16 protein-coding genes are annotated in these 16,543 nt (G+C 32.8%); 12 read left to right on the plus strand and 4 right to left on the minus strand.

Going from position 1 to position 16,543, the window contains the following annotated elements:
• Positions 1-233 precede the first annotated feature (233 nt).
• From moaA to SOR60_RS01610, 7 genes are read left to right on the plus strand one after another with little or no spacing between them, the layout of a single operon-like run.
• Positions 234-1,178 (plus strand): GTP 3',8-cyclase MoaA, encoded by a 945-nt coding sequence (gene moaA, locus SOR60_RS01580; RefSeq protein WP_320595032.1) that lies wholly within the window; start codon positions 234-236, stop codon positions 1,176-1,178.
• Entirely contained in the window at positions 1,179-1,649 is a 471-nt protein-coding gene (gene moaC / locus SOR60_RS01585) for a cyclic pyranopterin monophosphate synthase MoaC (protein ID WP_320595033.1), read from the plus strand.
• The gene (locus SOR60_RS01590; protein WP_320595034.1) at positions 1,624-2,121 is read left to right on the plus strand and encodes a MogA/MoaB family molybdenum cofactor biosynthesis protein; all 498 of its coding nucleotides are present in this window, start codon (positions 1,624-1,626) and stop codon (positions 2,119-2,121) included. The genes moaC and SOR60_RS01590 overlap by 26 nt, the downstream gene beginning before the upstream one ends.
• A complete protein-coding gene (locus SOR60_RS01595; RefSeq protein WP_320595035.1) occupies positions 2,114-2,551 on the plus strand; it encodes an MOSC domain-containing protein in 438 nt (145 codons plus the stop codon). Before SOR60_RS01590 ends, SOR60_RS01595 begins: the two co-directional genes overlap by 8 nt.
• A 22-nt stretch (positions 2,552-2,573) precedes the next feature.
• A complete protein-coding gene (gene modA / locus SOR60_RS01600; RefSeq protein WP_320595036.1) occupies positions 2,574-3,422 on the plus strand; it encodes a molybdate ABC transporter substrate-binding protein in 849 nt (282 codons plus the stop codon).
• A 1-nt stretch (position 3,423) separates the two neighbouring features.
• Positions 3,424-4,104, plus strand: a complete 681-nt coding sequence (gene modB / locus SOR60_RS01605; RefSeq protein WP_320595037.1) for a molybdate ABC transporter permease subunit — start codon at positions 3,424-3,426, stop codon at positions 4,102-4,104.
• Positions 4,097-5,140: a sulfate/molybdate ABC transporter ATP-binding protein gene (locus SOR60_RS01610; protein WP_320595038.1), complete on the plus strand. Its 1,044-nt coding sequence runs from the start codon at positions 4,097-4,099 to the stop codon at positions 5,138-5,140. The genes modB and SOR60_RS01610 overlap by 8 nt, the downstream gene beginning before the upstream one ends.
• Positions 5,141-5,197: 57 nt before the next feature.
• Here the strand turns inward: SOR60_RS01610 and SOR60_RS01615 are convergent, their stop codons facing one another.
• The 4 genes from SOR60_RS01615 to selD are packed head-to-tail and all read right to left on the minus strand — an operon-like array spanning position 5,198 to position 8,193.
• Positions 5,198-6,328 (minus strand): aminotransferase class V-fold PLP-dependent enzyme, encoded by a 1,131-nt coding sequence (locus tag SOR60_RS01615; RefSeq protein WP_320595039.1) that lies wholly within the window; start codon positions 6,326-6,328, stop codon positions 5,198-5,200.
• A complete protein-coding gene (locus tag SOR60_RS01620) occupies positions 6,315-6,578 on the minus strand; it encodes a DUF3343 domain-containing protein (RefSeq protein WP_154540543.1) in 264 nt (87 codons plus the stop codon). Before SOR60_RS01620 ends, SOR60_RS01615 begins: the two co-directional genes overlap by 14 nt.
• The gene (yedF, locus tag SOR60_RS01625; protein WP_154540545.1) at positions 6,578-7,162 is read right to left on the minus strand and encodes a sulfurtransferase-like selenium metabolism protein YedF; all 585 of its coding nucleotides are present in this window, start codon (positions 7,160-7,162) and stop codon (positions 6,578-6,580) included. Before yedF ends, SOR60_RS01620 begins: the two co-directional genes overlap by 1 nt.
• An 11-nt stretch (positions 7,163-7,173) precedes the next feature.
• Positions 7,174-8,193: a selenide, water dikinase SelD gene (selD, locus tag SOR60_RS01630; protein WP_320595040.1), complete on the minus strand. Its 1,020-nt coding sequence runs from the start codon at positions 8,191-8,193 to the stop codon at positions 7,174-7,176.
• A 186-nt stretch (positions 8,194-8,379) separates the two neighbouring features.
• Between selD and dpaL the strand changes: the two genes are divergently transcribed.
• The 5 genes from dpaL (at position 8,380) to ygfK (ending at position 16,541) form a co-directional block, all read left to right on the plus strand.
• Positions 8,380-9,624 carry a diaminopropionate ammonia-lyase gene (gene dpaL / locus SOR60_RS01635; RefSeq protein WP_154540549.1) on the plus strand — a complete coding sequence of 415 codons (1,245 nt, stop codon included), beginning with the start codon at positions 8,380-8,382 and terminating at the stop codon, positions 9,622-9,624.
• A 10-nt stretch (positions 9,625-9,634) separates the two neighbouring features.
• A complete protein-coding gene (gene ygeW, locus SOR60_RS01640; RefSeq protein ID WP_154540551.1) occupies positions 9,635-10,846 on the plus strand; it encodes a knotted carbamoyltransferase YgeW in 1,212 nt (403 codons plus the stop codon).
• A gap of 31 nt (positions 10,847-10,877) precedes the next feature.
• A complete protein-coding gene (locus SOR60_RS01645; protein WP_154540553.1) occupies positions 10,878-12,197 on the plus strand; it encodes a YgeY family selenium metabolism-linked hydrolase in 1,320 nt (439 codons plus the stop codon).
• Positions 12,198-12,288: 91 nt separating this feature from the next.
• Positions 12,289-13,221, plus strand: coding sequence for a carbamate kinase (arcC, locus tag SOR60_RS01650; RefSeq protein WP_320595041.1), 933 nt, complete (start codon positions 12,289-12,291; stop codon positions 13,219-13,221).
• Between the two features lie 278 nt (positions 13,222-13,499).
• Entirely contained in the window at positions 13,500-16,541 is a 3,042-nt protein-coding gene (ygfK, locus tag SOR60_RS01655; protein ID WP_320595042.1) for a putative selenate reductase subunit YgfK, read from the plus strand.
• Positions 16,542-16,543: the final 2 nt, after the last annotated feature.

Genomic DNA, 16,543 nt, shown 5'->3' on the forward strand with positions numbered 1-16,543 from the left:
TGTTTTCAATATATAAGTAATATTAAGATAAAAGATTGAAGGTCAAGGTATTATTTTAATCTAATTTAGATTAATGCATCTTGGTGGAAAAACTTTAATTTAATTATTTATCTACTTTAGAAGGATTGGTTTATAATGTCTATTTTTATTTTGTGAAAATGTTTTTTTAATTTTTAAAAAAATGTTATACTTGGTATAGTAATATATTATATACAAAAGAAAGTAGTGATTAATTGTTAGATAAATTTAATAGGAGAATAGATTATCTTAGGATATCTGTTACTGATAGATGTAACCTAAGGTGTGCTTATTGTATGCCTGATGGAATAAATAAAAAAGACCACAGCGATATTTTATCTTTTGAGGATATAAGAAATATAGTGGAAGTGTTCGTAGAGAAGGGGATAAGAAAGGTAAGGCTTACAGGTGGAGAACCACTAGTTCGTAAAAATATAGAAACTTTGGTAAAGTACCTTTCTTCATTTGAAGAAATTAAAGACTTATCAATGACCAGTAATGGCTTTTTTTTAGAAGAAAAGGTACAAGTTTTAAAGGATAATGGATTAGATAGGTTTAATATATCTCTTGATAGTCTTGACTTTGAAAAGTATAAAAAGATTAGCAAAAATGGAGACTTAAAAAAAGTTCTCAGAGGAATATATAAAGCTAAGTCACTTGGTATGGGAGTTAAGATAAATTGCGTTCTTATAAAGGGAATAAATGAGGATGAAGTTTTAGATTTTATAGAGTTTTCTAAAAAAAATGACCTAGGATTAAGGTTTATAGAACTTATGCCTATAGGCAAAACCCAAGATTTTGCTAGGGATAATTTTCTATCAAGTGATGATATAGTAAAAAAATATGGACTAAAAAGGATTGAAAATCCTGATAAAAACTCTCCAACGAGCTTGTATAAAATGAAGGACTCTGACTTTAAGATAGGCTTTATAGATCCGCTTTCTCATAGGTTCTGTTCAACATGTAACAGGTTAAGAATAACGTCAGATGGATTTATAAGACCATGTCTTCATTCAGATGTGAAAATAGATTTAAAAGAAGGTCTAGATGATAGGGAGAAATTGAGTGAGCTTATTGATATAAGCCTATACAAAAAGCCTTTAAGACATCACTTGGAAGAAGGAAGTATAAGTGAATCAATGAATAGGATAGGAGGATAGATGTTTACACACCTAGATAAGTCTGGAAGAGGTCAAATGGTTGATATTTCACAAAAACAAATCAGCCAAAGGGAAGCTCTTGCCAAAGGTTCAATAAAATTAAAATATGAGACCATAAATGCTATAAAGGATGAAAAGATAAAAAAGGGAGATGTTCTTGCTATTGCCCAAGTAGCAGCAATACAAGCTGTAAAAAACACTTCTTCAATAATACCTATGGCTCATCCACTGTTATTAAATGGGATAAATGTAGACTTTTACTTTGAAGGTGAGAATTTATTCTGTGAAGTTTTAGTTAAATGTCAGGGTAAAACTGGTGTTGAGATGGAAGCTTTAACAGGGGTTTCTGCTGGACTTTTGACAGTATATGATATGTGTAAAGCACTTGATAAGTCAATGGTTATTGAGGATATATATTTAGTTTCAAAAAAGGGAGGAAAGTCTGGTGACTACAAAAGAGAAGGTTTATAAGTATGCTTTTATTGTTCTATCCGACTCAAGAAGTGGTGGAGAAAAAAAGGATAAGTGCAAAGATGCTCTTCTTGATTCAATGGATAAGGATTATAAAATGGAGTACTTTAATATTATTCCTGATGATAAAGAAAAAATAGTAGATGAATTAAAAAAATTAGTAGACAAAAATATTCCCCTAATTCTTACATCAGGAGGAACTGGTTTTTCAAAAAGAGATAATACACCAGAGGCCACAAGAGAGTTGATAGAGAAAAATGCTCCGGGAATTTCTGAAGCTATAAGGTTTTATTCTAAGGAAATCACACCAATGTGGGCTCTTTCAAGGGCGGTTTCTGGAATAGCTAAGAATTCTTTAATTATTAATCTTCCTGGCTCTCCGAAGGCTGTGAGTGAAGCCATTAATGCCATAAGACCATTTTTAGGTCACGGACTTGATATTTTGAAAGGAGATTTTACAGATCATGACTGATGGAAAGATTATATCGATAAATATATCAAAGACTAAGGGAGTTAAAAAAATCCCACAAGATAAAGGTGTTTTTATAGAAAATTTTGGACTTAAAGATGATGCTCATGCTGGAAATTGGCACAGGCAAGTATCTCTTTTAGCTATAGAGTCAATAAATAAGATGGAAAATGAAAATGTTAAGTTTAATCCTGGAGATTTTGCAGAAAATTTAACTACAGAGGGAATTAAACTTTATGATTTTCCATTAGGGACAAAATTTGAAATCGGAGAGTGTCTACTTGAGATTACCCAAATAGGTAAAAAGTGCCATGATGGCTGTGAAATTAAGAAGATGACAGGACACTGTATAATGCCAAAAGAGGGGATATTTGCCAAGGTTTTGAGGGGAGGGTTAATAAAAAGTGACGATTTCATTAAAGTGCTAGTCTAAGTCAATAAAAAAGGAGAAAATTATGAAATTAAGAAATATAGGAAAGTTAATACTAGGATTAGCTTTATGCCTTACAGCAGTAGGCTGTCAAAACAACGAAAGTAATAATAAAGAATCAAACAAAGATTCTGCTTCTAAGGTAGAATCAAATAAAAGCAGTAATGAAGCTAAAAAAGCTGGCAATTTGACAATATTTGCAGCTACATCAATGACTGATGTGCTAGATGAATTAAAGTCAGAATTTCAAAAAGAAAACCCTGGTAGTGAATTAACATTTAACTTCGATTCTTCAGGAACACTTAAAACCCAAATTGACTCTGGGGCTAAGGCAGATGTATTCATATCGGCAGCTCAAAAACAAATGAATGGGCTTGAAGAAGAAAATAAACTTGAAAATGATACAAGAATAGATTTATTAGAAAATGAGGTAACTTTAGCAGCAGCTAAGGGAAATGATAAAAAAATCACAGATTTTAAAGACCTTTCATCAGATAAGGTAGAGAAAATTGCCCTAGGCAATTCTGATGTACCAGTTGGACAATATTCTGAAGAAATCCTAAAGAAATTAGGAATCTGGGATCAAATTCAAGACAAAATTACTTTCGGTTCAAATGTAAGAGAAGTTACAACATGGGTAAGTGAAAAAACTGTAGATTGTGGAATAGTTTATAAAACAGATGCGATTATAGCCGACCTTGATGTAGTAGCAGTAGCAGATGATTCAATGCTTGAAAATAAGGTAATATATCCTGCAGCAGTTCTTAAAGATTCTCAAAATAAAGAATTGGCTAAGAAATATATTGAATTCTTACAATCAGAAAAAGCTTCTGAAATCTTCAAGAAATACGGTTTTAAACCATTAGGAAAATAAAATGGATTTATTTCCTTTATATAACTCTGTTAGAATAGCCTTAATATCTTCGGTAATTATATTCTTTCTAGGTATTTTTGCAGCTTACTATATAAGGAAATTACCTGCAAAAGTAAAGGGGGCGATTGATGTAATACTAACCCTCCCCCTGGTCTTGCCTCCTACTGTTGTAGGTTTTTTTCTAATTAAAATTTTAGGACCTAATTCAAGCTTAGGCTCTATTGCTGTAGATTATTTTAACCTACCTCTTATCATGAATTGGTATTCAGCAATTTTTGCAACAGTTATAGTAACATTTCCCCTTATGTATAGAACAACAAGAGGAGCTTTTGAAGCCTACAATGAAAACTTATCCTTTGCTGCTCAAACCTTGGGAAAGTCTAATACTTGGATATTTTGGAAAGTTATTCTTCCAAATTGTAAGAAGGGAGTTATGGCAGGACTTGTCTTATCCTTTGCTAGAGCTTTGGGAGAATATGGTGCAACTTCGATGGTTTCAGGTTATACTCCAGGAAAGACGGCTACAATTTCAACCTCGGTTTACCAATATTGGAGAATAGGACAAGATGAACTAGCCTATAAGTGGGTTTTAATAAATGTATTGATATCATTTGTAGTATTAGTTGCCATAAATTTCTTAGAAGATAAGACACCTGAAAAAAAGGAAATGTCCCATGCTTAAATTAGATATTAGAAAAGATTTTGGAAATTTTAAACTAGATATAAGCTTTGAAAGTGAAAAAGGAGTTTTGGGAATCCTAGGAGCATCTGGATCTGGAAAAAGTCTTAGCCTAAAAGCTATAGCAGGGATTGTAAAACCTGATAAGGGAAAGATTATCTTAAATAATAGGGTTTTATTTGACTCTGATAAAAAGATAAATATTCCCACTAAAGATAGGAAGGTTGCCTATTTATTTCAAGATTATGCTCTATTTCCTAATATGACAGTCTATGAAAATATAAAATGTGGTTTTAGGGAAAAAAAGGAAAATTATCAAGAAATAATATATAAAAAGCTTGATGAACTTCACATATACCATATCAAAGATAAGATTCCTGATGAGATTTCAGGAGGGGAAAAGCAAAGGGCAGCACTTGCAAGAATTCTTGTAAATGAGCCTGAAATTCTTCTATTGGATGAGCCTTATTCTGCCATAGACGGTTATTTGAAGTGGTCAATAGAACTTGATATAAAAAATATAATAGAAGAGTATAAGATACCAACCCTATTTGTATCTCATGATAGGGATGAGATATATAGGATGTGTGATGAAATAGTCATAATGGATAAGGGAAAAAGTGAAGATAAGAAAGAAACTAAAGAACTTTTCCACAATCCAAAAACTATGGCTGCAGCAGAGCTTTCAGGTTGTAAAAATTTTTCAAAGATTAAAAAATCAGAAAAAGGTATTTATGCTATAGATTGGGACTTGGACTTGTCTATTGAAGATGTCAAAAATCGTGACTTTATCGGTATAAGAGCTCATAATATAAAAGTTTCAAGCGAGAAATTAGGAGAAAATTCTTTCGAATTAGAGCTTTTAAAGGAAATTGAACAGACTTTTAATATTTGTCTTATTCTTAGGAAGAAATCTGGAAAGGGAATATTATCGGCTTTTTTAGAAAAAGAAGATTGGAAAAAATTAAAAAATGAAAAAAACTTATATTTTTCTATAAGAAAAGAAGACATAATGTTTCTTAAAGAAAAAAATAGCTAGAATAGATAAACTATCCTACAAATTGCTTTTAAAACAATAGTGGAGTAAGTTTGTTTTCTAGCTATTTTTTTTGATTTTTTCAATTGCGCTTAAGGCTTTTTTTATTTCGTCTTTTGTATTGTAATATGAAAGACTCAACCTTACTATGCCTTGTTTTTCAGTTTTATAATTTTTATGAAAAAGTGGGGCACAGTGACTTCCTGCCCTTGTACATATAGAGTAGTCATCCCATAGCTTCATAGCTACATAATTTGCAGACAAATTTTTTATATTAAAGGATACAATAGGAACAGATTTTTTGCTAAAGTCCTTGTAAAAGATAAGATTATCTATATTTCTTAGTCCATCAGAAAGATATCTTGTAAGCTCATCAAGCTCTCTATAGTGGGGATTTTTAAGGGAGAGCTTAACAGCTTGGTTTAATCCTGCAAAAGAATGAACATTTTCTGTACCAGGCTCAAAAAGGTCTGGAAGGGATTGGGGTTGTTTTTTTGAAAAAGAATTAAAACCAGACCCGCCTGAAAAGACTTGTTTAAAGTCAAAATCCCCATTTACAACAAAACCCCCAGTTCCTTGGGGAGCGTGAAGTCCCTTATGGCCTGTAAATAAAAATATAGTATTATCATATTTACTTATGTCAAAGTCAACATATCCAGCAAGCTGAGCTCCATCTATGATTAAAATCAAATTATTTTTCTTACAAATATCATAAGCTTTGTCTATATCTGTGACCATACCAGATATATTTGATGCTCCAGTTAATATAAGTGCTTTGCTATTATCTCTTATATTATTTTCTATTTCAGAAAGTCTCAGGCTAAAATTGTCAAGCCCTATATAGGATATGGAAAGTCCATCTTCTTCTAGGTCATATAGGGGTCTTAGGACAGAGTTATGTTCTGAAATGCTTGTTATAATATGGTCATATTTTGAAAAAAGTGACTTTATAACAAAGTTAAGACCAAAAGTTACATTACTAGTTAAAACTACATTTAGTGGATTATCCATACCAAAAAGCCTTCCTACATTCTTTCTTGTTTCCATTAAAAGCTTCAAAGAATTTAAGCTTTGAATGTAGGCACCCCTTGAAGGATTTGCAAAATTTCTCGAATAAATTGCATTATAGACTGCTTTTGCAACAGACTCGTCCTTATCTATAGTTGTTGCAGCATTATCAAGATAAATCATAGTTTAAAACCTCAGGCTTTCTATCTTTATAAATAAGTCTATATCTTTCCTTATATAAAAGACTAGACTTTTCAATTATATTTTCTACTTTTTCTCTATCTTTTTCTTCAAACCTAAGGCAAAGACCACATCCTGCATCAATTTCAGCTAAGAGTGGGACAAGTCTTGCCCTTACAGAATTTTTCTCTATTAAGTCAAGGGCAAGGTAGGCTATATTGGAAGAATCAAATGTATAAATTATATAATCCATTATGGTCTGACAGTGTGGTGGGTTCTCATTAAGGAGCAGATTTCATACATATTTGAAATCCTGCCAACTTTTAAGTCTTCCTTAAGTCCGTAGTGGTCAAGACATAGGCCGCATGAGATAATCTCAACTCCGTTTTCTTCGAGTTTTTTGAAATCTTCAATTGTATTTTCTCTTTGAGTAGATAGGAAAACTCCTTTATTATAGCAGATTACATAGTCTGGAAGAACATCTTCTTCAGTAAGAGATACTAAAAAACTTTCAAGAAGTGACTTAGAAAATTCTTCATCTCCATCACCTATCCTATCAGAATCAAAAACTACAACATAGGAAGAAGATAGACTATCTTTACTTAGTTTTTCATCTTTGAATTCATCTAACTTATTGAAAGTAAGCTCGACATCTTCATTTTCAAGTTCTTTTAGTTCTGCTTCAAAACCAGTTTGTCTGGCAAGTTTCTTAAGATTTTCTACAGCTATATCTTCATTAACTAAAACTTTAAAGCTTTCTTCACCACTTTTTATAACTCTTTTTGCCATTATTACTGGCATTGGACATTCTATTCCTCTTGCATCTATTTCTTTCATTTCTTTCTCCTTTATTCTATAAACACGCTCTTATCATATTTATTATAAATTTTTCCAATAATATTTGCATCAATACCAAAATCTCTAAGCTCTTTTATGGCATACTTGGCATCATCTTCATTGATACTTACCAAAAGTCCACCTGAAGTTTGAGGATCAAAGAGAATTTCTTCAAGAGCAAAATCATCTTTTAAAAACTCAACTCTATCCTCAAAATACATCCTATTTCTTTGTCCACCCTTTGTAAATATAAATTCACTAGCTGCCTTATAGGCTCCATCAAGTATTGGAATTTTTGATGAATCTATTATGGCGGTAAACTTATCAGAAAGTATCTCTCCTAAGTGACCCAAAAATCCAAACCCTGTAACATCAGTTGCAGCAGATATCCTATATTTTTCAAAAATTTCCTTAGCATACTTATTTAAATAAGTCATTGAAGCTATAGCCTTATTAAGTTCCTCCTTTCCTAATATACCCACAGAATAGGCATTGGTAACAAGGGTAACCCCTAAAGGCTTGGTAAGAATTAAAACATCATTCTTTTTAACGGTATTATTTCTCCAAAGTTTTTTAATATCTACTCTTCCTGTAATAGATAGTCCATACTTGATTTTGGGATCATGGATTGAGTGCCCTCCGACAAGGCTTGCTTTAGCCTCAATCATCTTATCTGCACCTCCTCTTAAAATCTCTCTTAGGATTTCAAGATTATAATCTTCTGGAAAAAGTACAATATTTAAGCCTGCAATTGGCTCGGCTCCCATAGCATATATATCACTTAAAGCGTTTGCACAAGCTATCTGACCAAAGCTAAAAGCATCTTCTACCATAGGTGGGAAAAAATCCATAGTAGAAACCACTCCATTTTCCTCGTCTATTTTTATAACTGCAGCATCATCCATGGTATCAAAACCTACTAGGATATCATCTCTTTTATAATTATTAATTGAAGAAAGGGTGGTTTCAAGACTTTCTTGGGGAATTTTGGCGTTACACCCTCCACAAACTTCTAGTTTAATATTTGTCATAATTATCCTTTCTAAATGTTGCAAAATTAACAATTATTTTAATTATACTTAAAATACTGTCAAATTCAACGAAAAAACAAACAGAAGAAAATAAAATTTTTTTTAGAAAACATTTTTTTAAGCCTTGCTTTTCGATATGTGATATGTTACTATAATACTAGAATAAGTTCTAGAAAGGAGAAAAAGTTGAAAGAAAGTTTTAACATTGTTTTAAATCAGCCAAACAAAAACGAATTAGCTGATTTAAGTTTCATTAATGAAGAAGAATCTTCAAAGGCTCAAAAATTTCATGCTAGCTTTCCTCAATATTCAGTAACACCTCTTAGAAGGCTTAGCAATTTAGCTGATCTTTTTGGTGTTAAGGATATTTTTGTGAAAGATGAGTCATTTAGATTTGGCTTAAATGCCTTCAAAGTATTGGGAGGATCTTATGCAATGGCCAAATACATAGCTCAAAAATTAGATATGGATATAGATGACTTGCCTTATGAGAAATTGGTATCAGATGATATTAAAAAGAAATTAGGTAAGCTCACCTTTATAACAGCTACAGACGGCAATCATGGTAGGGGTGTAGCTTGGACTTGTCAACAACTTGAACAAAATTGTGTAGTATTAATGCCTGATGGTTCAGCACTTGAAAGACGTGACAATATAAGGAAGACTGGCGCAAAATGTGACATAATGGATGGACTTAACTATGACGCTTGTGTAAGGCTTGCAAGTAAATATGCTGATGAAAAGGGATATATTATGGTCCAAGACACAGCATGGGAAGGATATGAAGAAATACCAACTTGGATTATTCAAGGTTATTCAACTCTTGCAAAAGAAGCTTATGACCAACTACAAGAAGTAAATAGTAAGCCAACCCATATATTTCTTCAAGCAGGAGTAGGTTCTTTTGCTACAGGAGTTACTGGATTTTTCTCAGATGAATATAAGGCAGATGAGAAGCCTTTTATAGGACTTATAGAACCAGAAAAAGCTAACTGCAATTATTTAACAGCAAAGATTAATGATGGAAAAATTCATAATGTTGAAGGTGAGATGGACACCATTATGGCAGGACTTGCTTGTGGTGAACCTGTAACAGTTGGTTATCCTATCTTAAAATCATACGTAGATGCTTTCCTTTCAGTTCCAGATTCATCTGCGGCAAGGGGTATGAGAATATTAGGAAACCCACTTGGAAATGACGAAAGAGTAATATCTGGAGAGTCAGGAGCGGCAACACTCGGAGCTGTAAGTGAAATTCTTCAAAGAGAAGACTTAAAAGATATGAAAAAAGATTTGAAACTAGACGAAAATTCCGTAATACTTTTTATATCAACAGAAGGTGATACAGACTTTAAGCATTATAGACAAGTTTGTTGGGATGGATACTATACTAACGATGAAGAATATGAATATAAAAAAATAATAAGATAGGAGATAAAAAATGACACAAGATATAAACAAACTATTAGAAAAATTAGACAATTTAGACTTTAAAAACCTTTATCAAGATGATTTTTTCCATACATGGGATAAGTCACAAGATGAGCTTGAAGCAATCTTTACAGTAGCAGATACTTTAAGAGCAATGAGAGAAAAAAATATCTCTCCTAAGATTTTTGATTCTGGTCTTGCAATCTCACTTTTCAGAGATAACTCAACTAGAACAAGATTCTCTTTCTCATCAGCAGCAAACCTTCTAGGACTTGAAGTTCAAGATTTAGATGAAGGAAAATCACAACAAGCTCACGGCGAAACAGTAAAAGAAACAGCAAACATGATTTCATTTATGGCTGATGTTGTTGGTATAAGAGATGATATGTATATCGGAAAAGGCTACAAATACATGAAAGACTTTGCTGAATATGTACAAGAAGGATATGATCACGGTATACTTGAACAAAGACCACACCTTGTTAATCTTCAATGTGATATTGACCATCCAACTCAATCAATGGCTGACCTTTTACATGTAATCCACGAATTTGGTGGAGTAGAAAACCTTAAAGGTAAAAAAGTAGCTATGACATGGGCTTATTCACCATCATATGGTAAACCACTTTCAGTTCCTCAAGGAATCTCAGGACTATTTACAAGATTTGGAATGGATGTTGTACTAGCTCACCCAGAAGGATATGAAATAATGCCAGAAGTTGAGGAAATAGCAAAAGAAAATGCTAAGAAATATGGTGGTTCTTTCACAAAAACAAACTCAATGGAGGAAGCATTTAAGGATGCTGATATAGTTTATCCTAAATCTTGGGCTCCATTTGCTGCTATGGAAGAAAGAACAGAACTTTATGGTAAGGGTGATCAAAAAGGAATAGATGAACTTGAAAAAAGACTTCTAGAACAAAACAAAGAACACATGGATTGGGCTGCTACAGAAGAGATGATGAAGCTTACAAAAGATGGAAAAGCTTTATATATGCATTGTCTACCAGCAGATATAACAGGACTTTCTTGTGAAGATGGAGAAGTTGATGAATCTGTATTTGATAGATATAGAGATCCACTTTACAAAGAAGCAAGCTACAAACCATATATAATTGCAGCTATGATTTTCTTACAAAAAGTAAAAGATCCACAAGCCACAATCAAAAAACTATTAGAAGCTAATAAGGAAAGATTATTAGATAAAGAAGAAAATAAATAAGCTAGGATAATAGAAGGAGATTATAGAATAAATGACAAATATAAATTATGATTTAGTTAAAGAAACAGCTCAAAAATATTCAGAAGATATGAATGCCTTTTTAAGAGATTTAATCTTAAAACATGGTGAATCATGTGAAGAAGGTCCAAAAGCTAAAAGAATCAAAGAAGAGATGGAAAAACTTGGATTTGATAAGGCTTGGATTGATGGACAAGGGAATGTACTTGGTGAAATGGGTACAGGTAAAAAACAAATTGCCTTTGATGGACATATTGACACAGTTGGTATAGGAAATAGAGATAACTGGGACTTTGACCCATATGAAGGATTCGAAGATGAAAATCTTATAGGAGGACGTGGTGGTTCTGACCAATTAGGTGGAATAGTATCTGCTGTATATGGTGCAAAAATCATGAAAGACCTAGGATTTTTAAATGATGAATTTAGAGTATTGGTTACAGGAACAGTTCAAGAAGAAGACTGTGATGGTAACTGCTGGTTATATATGATAGAAGAAGAAGGAATAAAACCTGACTTTGTAGTATCAACTGAACCAACAGATGGTGGAATCTACAGAGGACAAAGAGGAAGAATGGAAATTCGTGTAGAAGTTGAAGGAGTATCATGCCACGGTTCAGCTCCAGAAAGAGGAGATAACGCAATCTATAAGATGGCAAAAATCCTTAATGAAATAGAGCAACTTAACGAAAACCCAGCAGATGATTCAGTAGAAATAAAAGGTCTTGTAAAGATGCTTGATGAAAAATACAATCCTGAATATAAAGAAGCAAACTTCTTAGGACGTGGAACAGTTACAACAAGCCAAATCTTCTTTACATCACCATCAAGATGTGCAGTTGCAGACTCATGTGCAATTTCACTTGATAGAAGAATGACAGCTGGAGAAACATGGCAATCTTGTATAAAAGAAATAGAAGATCTACCATCAGCTAAAAAATTTGGTGCAAAAGTTACTATGTATGATTATGAAAGAGAATCATGGACAGGAGTAAGCAAAAAACAAGAATGTTATTTCCCAACATGGGTAATTCCAGAAGATCATGAAGTAACACAAGCCTTAGAAAGAGCTTACAAGGGACTTTATGGAGATAAGAGAATTGCTCCAAATGTAGAAAAAGAACAAGCCAAGAGAGCAGACCTTCCATTAACAGATAAATGGACTTTCTCAACAAATGGTGTTGCTATAATGGGTAGACACAATATCCCAACAATTGGATTTGGTCCAGGAGCAGAAGACCAAGCTCATGCACCAAACGAAGTTACATTCAAACAAGATTTAGTAACATGTGCCGCAACATATGCAGTACTTCCATTAGAATATATTAAATAAGAAAAACTAATGTATCAAGGGATAGCTAACAAACTTAAAAGCTAATAGTTTCACAAGCTTCCCTTGATATAATTTTTTTAAGGAGAAGAATATGTCATATAAAATAGTAATTGCCCTAGGAGGTAATGCCCTAGGTTCAAATGTTGAAGAACAAAAAGAGGCAGTAAAAAAGACTTCTGAACATTTAGTAGACCTAGTTATGAATGGAAATAAAATTATAGTAGGTCATGGTAATGGTCCACAAGTTGGAATGATAAACCTTGCTATGGAAGAAGGACATAAAAATACAGATAAGATTCCTCTCATGCCATTTCCAGAATGTGGGGCAATGAGTCAAGGATACATTGGTTATCATCTACAAAATGCTATTCACTATGAATTTAAGGAAAGAGGAAGGGAAGTTCCAGTAGTTACAGTTATAACTCAAGTTATAGTTGATGAAAATGATGAAGCTTTCAAAAATCCAACCAAACCAATCGGCTCTTTTTACACAAAAGAAGAAGCAGAAGAGATAGCTAAAAAAACAGGCTATCAATTTAAAGAAGATTCTGGAAGAGGATATAGAAGAGTTGTAGCAAGTCCTTTCCCAAAAGATATTGTAGAAAAAGATTCCCTAAAATCACTTTATGATGCAAGAAATGTAATAATAGCTTGCGGAGGCGGTGGTATTCCACTTATAAAAGATGGTCTAAAATATAAGGGAGTAGATGCTGTTATAGATAAAGATTTTTCATGTGCACTACTTGCAGATTTAATGGAGGCAGATGTCCTGCTAATACTTACAGCAGTTGAAAAAGTAGCTATAAACTTCGGAAAAGAAGATGAAAAGTGGCTAGATAAGATGACAATTGATGATTGCAATAAATATATTGAACAAGGACAATTTGCACCAGGTTCTATGCTACCAAAGGTTGAGGCAGCTATGCAATTTGTAAAAGGAAAGTCTGGTAGAAAGGCAGTAATTACTTCACTTGAAAAGGCCTTAGATGCAATGAATGGTAAGACTGGTACTTGGATAGAGTAATAATAATTAAAAACTAAACTTTTTCTATAGCTTAAAATCAATAGGTCAATAAAGATTTAGACTATTTTCACTTTTATAAGGAGGAAAGTCGCACCTTTGATGGAAAGATTTTTAGCTATAGATAAAACTAAATATTATATAATTTAAAAACGTGAAAAAGAGAGGGAAGAACTCCTACCCTTATCGAAAAGTTTAACAAAATTATATAATATGAAAACGATACTCATTATTAGTATCCGAACCTGATCAAAAAATAAATTTAATTAAAGGAGTAAAAAATGAGCGAATTTATGAGACCAATTCCCTTTAAAGACCTAATTGAGTGGTCTTTAAAAGAATATAATAATGAGGGTTCTATATTTGGAATTAAAAAAGAAAAATTTTATATAAATAAAAAAGGTACAAAACTTAAGACGGTTTTTGGTGATGAGATATCATCAGCTGTTGGTCCTGCAGCAGGTCCACAGTCTCAACTTGCCCAAAATATCCTAGTTTCCTATCTTACAGGAGCAAGATTTATAGAACTTAAGACAGTTCAAAAACTTGATGGAGAAGATATACAAAAAGCAGTAGCAAAACCTTGTATAAACTCAGAAGATGAGTGCTATAACTGTGAATGGTCAACAGAGCTTACTGTAAAAGAAGCTTTTAATGAATATATTAAGGCATACTTTGCAATTATTGCTATAGCAAAAGAGCTTGATATTTCTGATAAAAAAGACTTTGCCTACAATATGTCAGTAGGTTATGATCTAGAAGGTATAAAATCTGAGAAAGTTGATACATATATCGAAAGCCTTAAAAATGCAGAAAATACTGATATATTCAAAGAATGTAAGTCATACCTTCTAGATAATATTTCAAAATTTGGAAAGTTTAACGAAAAAGACCTCGAAAGCATTGATCCTATTGTATGTGATTCTATTACCCTATCAACATTACATGGTTGTCCTGCAGAAGAAATTGAAAAAATAGCATCTTACTTAATAGAAGAAAAGCATATGTCAACCTTTATCAAATGTAATCCAACAATGTTAGGTTATGACTATGCTAGAAAAACCTTGGACGATATGGGATTTGATTATATATCTTTTACAGATTACCACTTTAAAAATGACCTTCAATATGAAGATGCAGTTGTAATGATTGAAAGATTATTGAAACTTGCAAAAGAAAAAGACCTAGCCTTTGGTGTAAAGCTCACAAATACCTTCCCAGTTGATACAAAGAGAGGAGAACTTCCATCAGAAGAGATGTATATGTCAGGAAGATCTCTCCTACCATTAACTCTTTCTATGGCAGCTATGCTTTCAGAAAAGTTTGATGGAAAACTTCCAATGTCATACTCAGGTGGAGCTGATGCTAGAAATATAAAAGATATATTCGAAGCTTTAGGTCAACCTATAACAGTTGCTACAACAATTCTTAAGCCAGGTGGATATTTAAGGTTTAACCAACTTGCAGAAGAAACCGAAGATCTTTTACAAGATGAATTAAGAGATGTAGATGTAGAAAAAATTGTAAAACTTAGAGATGATACTATAGCTTCTTGGGAAAATAACAAATTATATAGGGAAAAAGTTCATTCAAGAAAAACTGACTCAGTTCTTCCTCTTACTGACTGCTACAAGGCACCTTGTAAGGATGGAGGTTGTCCTATAGAACAACAAATACCAGAATATCTAAAACTTGTTGCAGAAGGAAATTTTGATAAGGCTATAGAAGTTATAGCAAATGATAATACAGCACCAACAATTCTTGGTAAGCTTTGTGCTCACTACTGTCAAGAACACTGTACAAGAGTTGACTATGAAAAGAGCCTTCAAATAAGGAATATGAAACTTATTGCAGCAGAAAATGCTCAAGAAGCTTATCTTGAAAAAATAGAAAAATCAGAAATAAAATCTGATAAGAAAGTTTTGGTAATTGGAGCAGGTCCTGGTGGAATTGCAGTGGCATCATATTTAAGACGTAATGGAATCAAGGTAGATGTACGTGAAAAACTTTCTAAAGCTTATGGTATAGTAAGCCATATTATTCCAGAGTTTAGAATTTCAGATAAAGATATAGATAAAGACTACCAAATAGCAGTAAAGCAAGGTGTAAATTTTATCTTTGATTCGGAAGTTACAGAATCATATGAAGAGCTAAAGAAAGACTATGACTATATAATTGCTGCCACAGGAGCTTGGGAAAAGGGAAGATCTCCAGTAAAAGAAGGTAGTGAGAATATTCTTGATGCTCTAGACTTCTTATGGGATGTAAGAATGAAAGGTAGTGCAAATGTAGGTAAAAAGGTTGCAGTAGTTGGTGCAGGAGATGTTGCAATGGATTGTACAAGAACTGCAGCAAGACTTGATGGAGTTGAAGAAGTAGCTCTAGTTTATAGAAGGACAGAAGCTTATATGCCAGCAACTCAAGAAGAGGTAAATGACGTAAAAGAAGAAGGTCATAAGATATATGAACTTGTAGCACCATATGCTTATGATGGAAAAGTTCTAAAGTGTGACAAGATGCAACTAGGTGAATTTGATGATTCAGGAAGAAGGTCAATACACACAACAGGTGAAAAACTTGAGCTAGAATTCGATACAGTAATAGGCGCTACTGGAGCAAGAGTAGATACTACAGCCTTTAAGGAAAATAAAATAAATCTTGATGACTGGGGTAATGTAAAAACTACAGATACTTATGAGACAAACATAGACAATGTTTATGTTATAGGAGACTGTAGAGCTGGAGCTAGCACTATAGTTAAGGCTATGGGAGAAGCAAAAGCAGTTTGCCTTGATATATTAGATAAAGAAAATCTTCCAAATGACTTTGTAAGATATGAAGAAAAAGAAGATAAGGAAAATATCTTTTCTAAGAGAGGAAAACTTACACCAGCCTTAGATGATAAAAGTGAAGGTCTTAGATGTTTAAAATGTGATCAAATCTGTGAAATATGTACTGAAGTTTGTCCAAATAGAGCAAATGTAGCTATCAATGTTGAGGGATTTGATAATCTTAACCAAATTATCCATCTTGATGGCATGTGTAATGAATGCGGAAACTGTGCTTTCTATTGTCCTCATTCAGGTCGTCCATATAAGGATAAACTAACAGTATTTTGGACTCGTGAAGACTTTGAAGATTCAACTAACACAGGTTTCTTAAAGCTAGGAGAAAATGACTACCTAGTAAGACTTGAAAATGGAAAAGTAATAGAAAGTAAAGATCTAGAAAAAGATTTATCAAAAAAAGTTCTTAAACTAGTTAGAACTATAGAAAAAGATTACAACTACTATATAAAGCCAACTGAAGCGATAAATGCATAATA

The organism is Anaerococcus porci (genome assembly GCF_034090325.1).
Classification (GTDB): Bacteria; Bacillota; Clostridia; order Tissierellales; family Peptoniphilaceae; genus Anaerococcus; species Anaerococcus porci.

What these genes read in the sequence shown, in the direction of transcription:
- moaC (WP_320595033.1), top strand. Translation starts at nt 1,179, where the DNA reads ATGTTTACACACCTAGATAAGTCTGGAAGAGGTCAAATGGTTGATATT.
- SOR60_RS01595 (WP_320595035.1), top strand. Translation starts at nt 2,114, where the DNA reads ATGACTGATGGAAAGATTATATCGATAAATATATCAAAGACTAAGGGA.
- modA (WP_320595036.1), top strand. Translation starts at nt 2,574, where the DNA reads ATGAAATTAAGAAATATAGGAAAGTTAATACTAGGATTAGCTTTATGC.
- modB (WP_320595037.1), top strand. Translation starts at nt 3,424, where the DNA reads ATGGATTTATTTCCTTTATATAACTCTGTTAGAATAGCCTTAATATCT.
- SOR60_RS01610 (WP_320595038.1), top strand. Translation starts at nt 4,097, where the DNA reads ATGCTTAAATTAGATATTAGAAAAGATTTTGGAAATTTTAAACTAGAT.
- SOR60_RS01615 (WP_320595039.1), bottom strand. Translation starts at nt 6,328, where the DNA reads ATGATTTATCTTGATAATGCTGCAACAACTATAGATAAGGACGAGTCT.
- SOR60_RS01620 (WP_154540543.1), bottom strand. Translation starts at nt 6,578, where the DNA reads ATGGATTATATAATTTATACATTTGATTCTTCCAATATAGCCTACCTT.
- yedF (WP_154540545.1), bottom strand. Translation starts at nt 7,162, where the DNA reads ATGAAAGAAATAGATGCAAGAGGAATAGAATGTCCAATGCCAGTAATA.
- selD (WP_320595040.1), bottom strand. Translation starts at nt 8,193, where the DNA reads ATGACAAATATTAAACTAGAAGTTTGTGGAGGGTGTAACGCCAAAATT.
- ygeW (WP_154540551.1), top strand. Translation starts at nt 9,635, where the DNA reads ATGACACAAGATATAAACAAACTATTAGAAAAATTAGACAATTTAGAC.
- SOR60_RS01645 (WP_154540553.1), top strand. Translation starts at nt 10,878, where the DNA reads ATGACAAATATAAATTATGATTTAGTTAAAGAAACAGCTCAAAAATAT.
- arcC (WP_320595041.1), top strand. Translation starts at nt 12,289, where the DNA reads ATGTCATATAAAATAGTAATTGCCCTAGGAGGTAATGCCCTAGGTTCA.
- ygfK (WP_320595042.1), top strand. Translation starts at nt 13,500, where the DNA reads ATGAGCGAATTTATGAGACCAATTCCCTTTAAAGACCTAATTGAGTGG.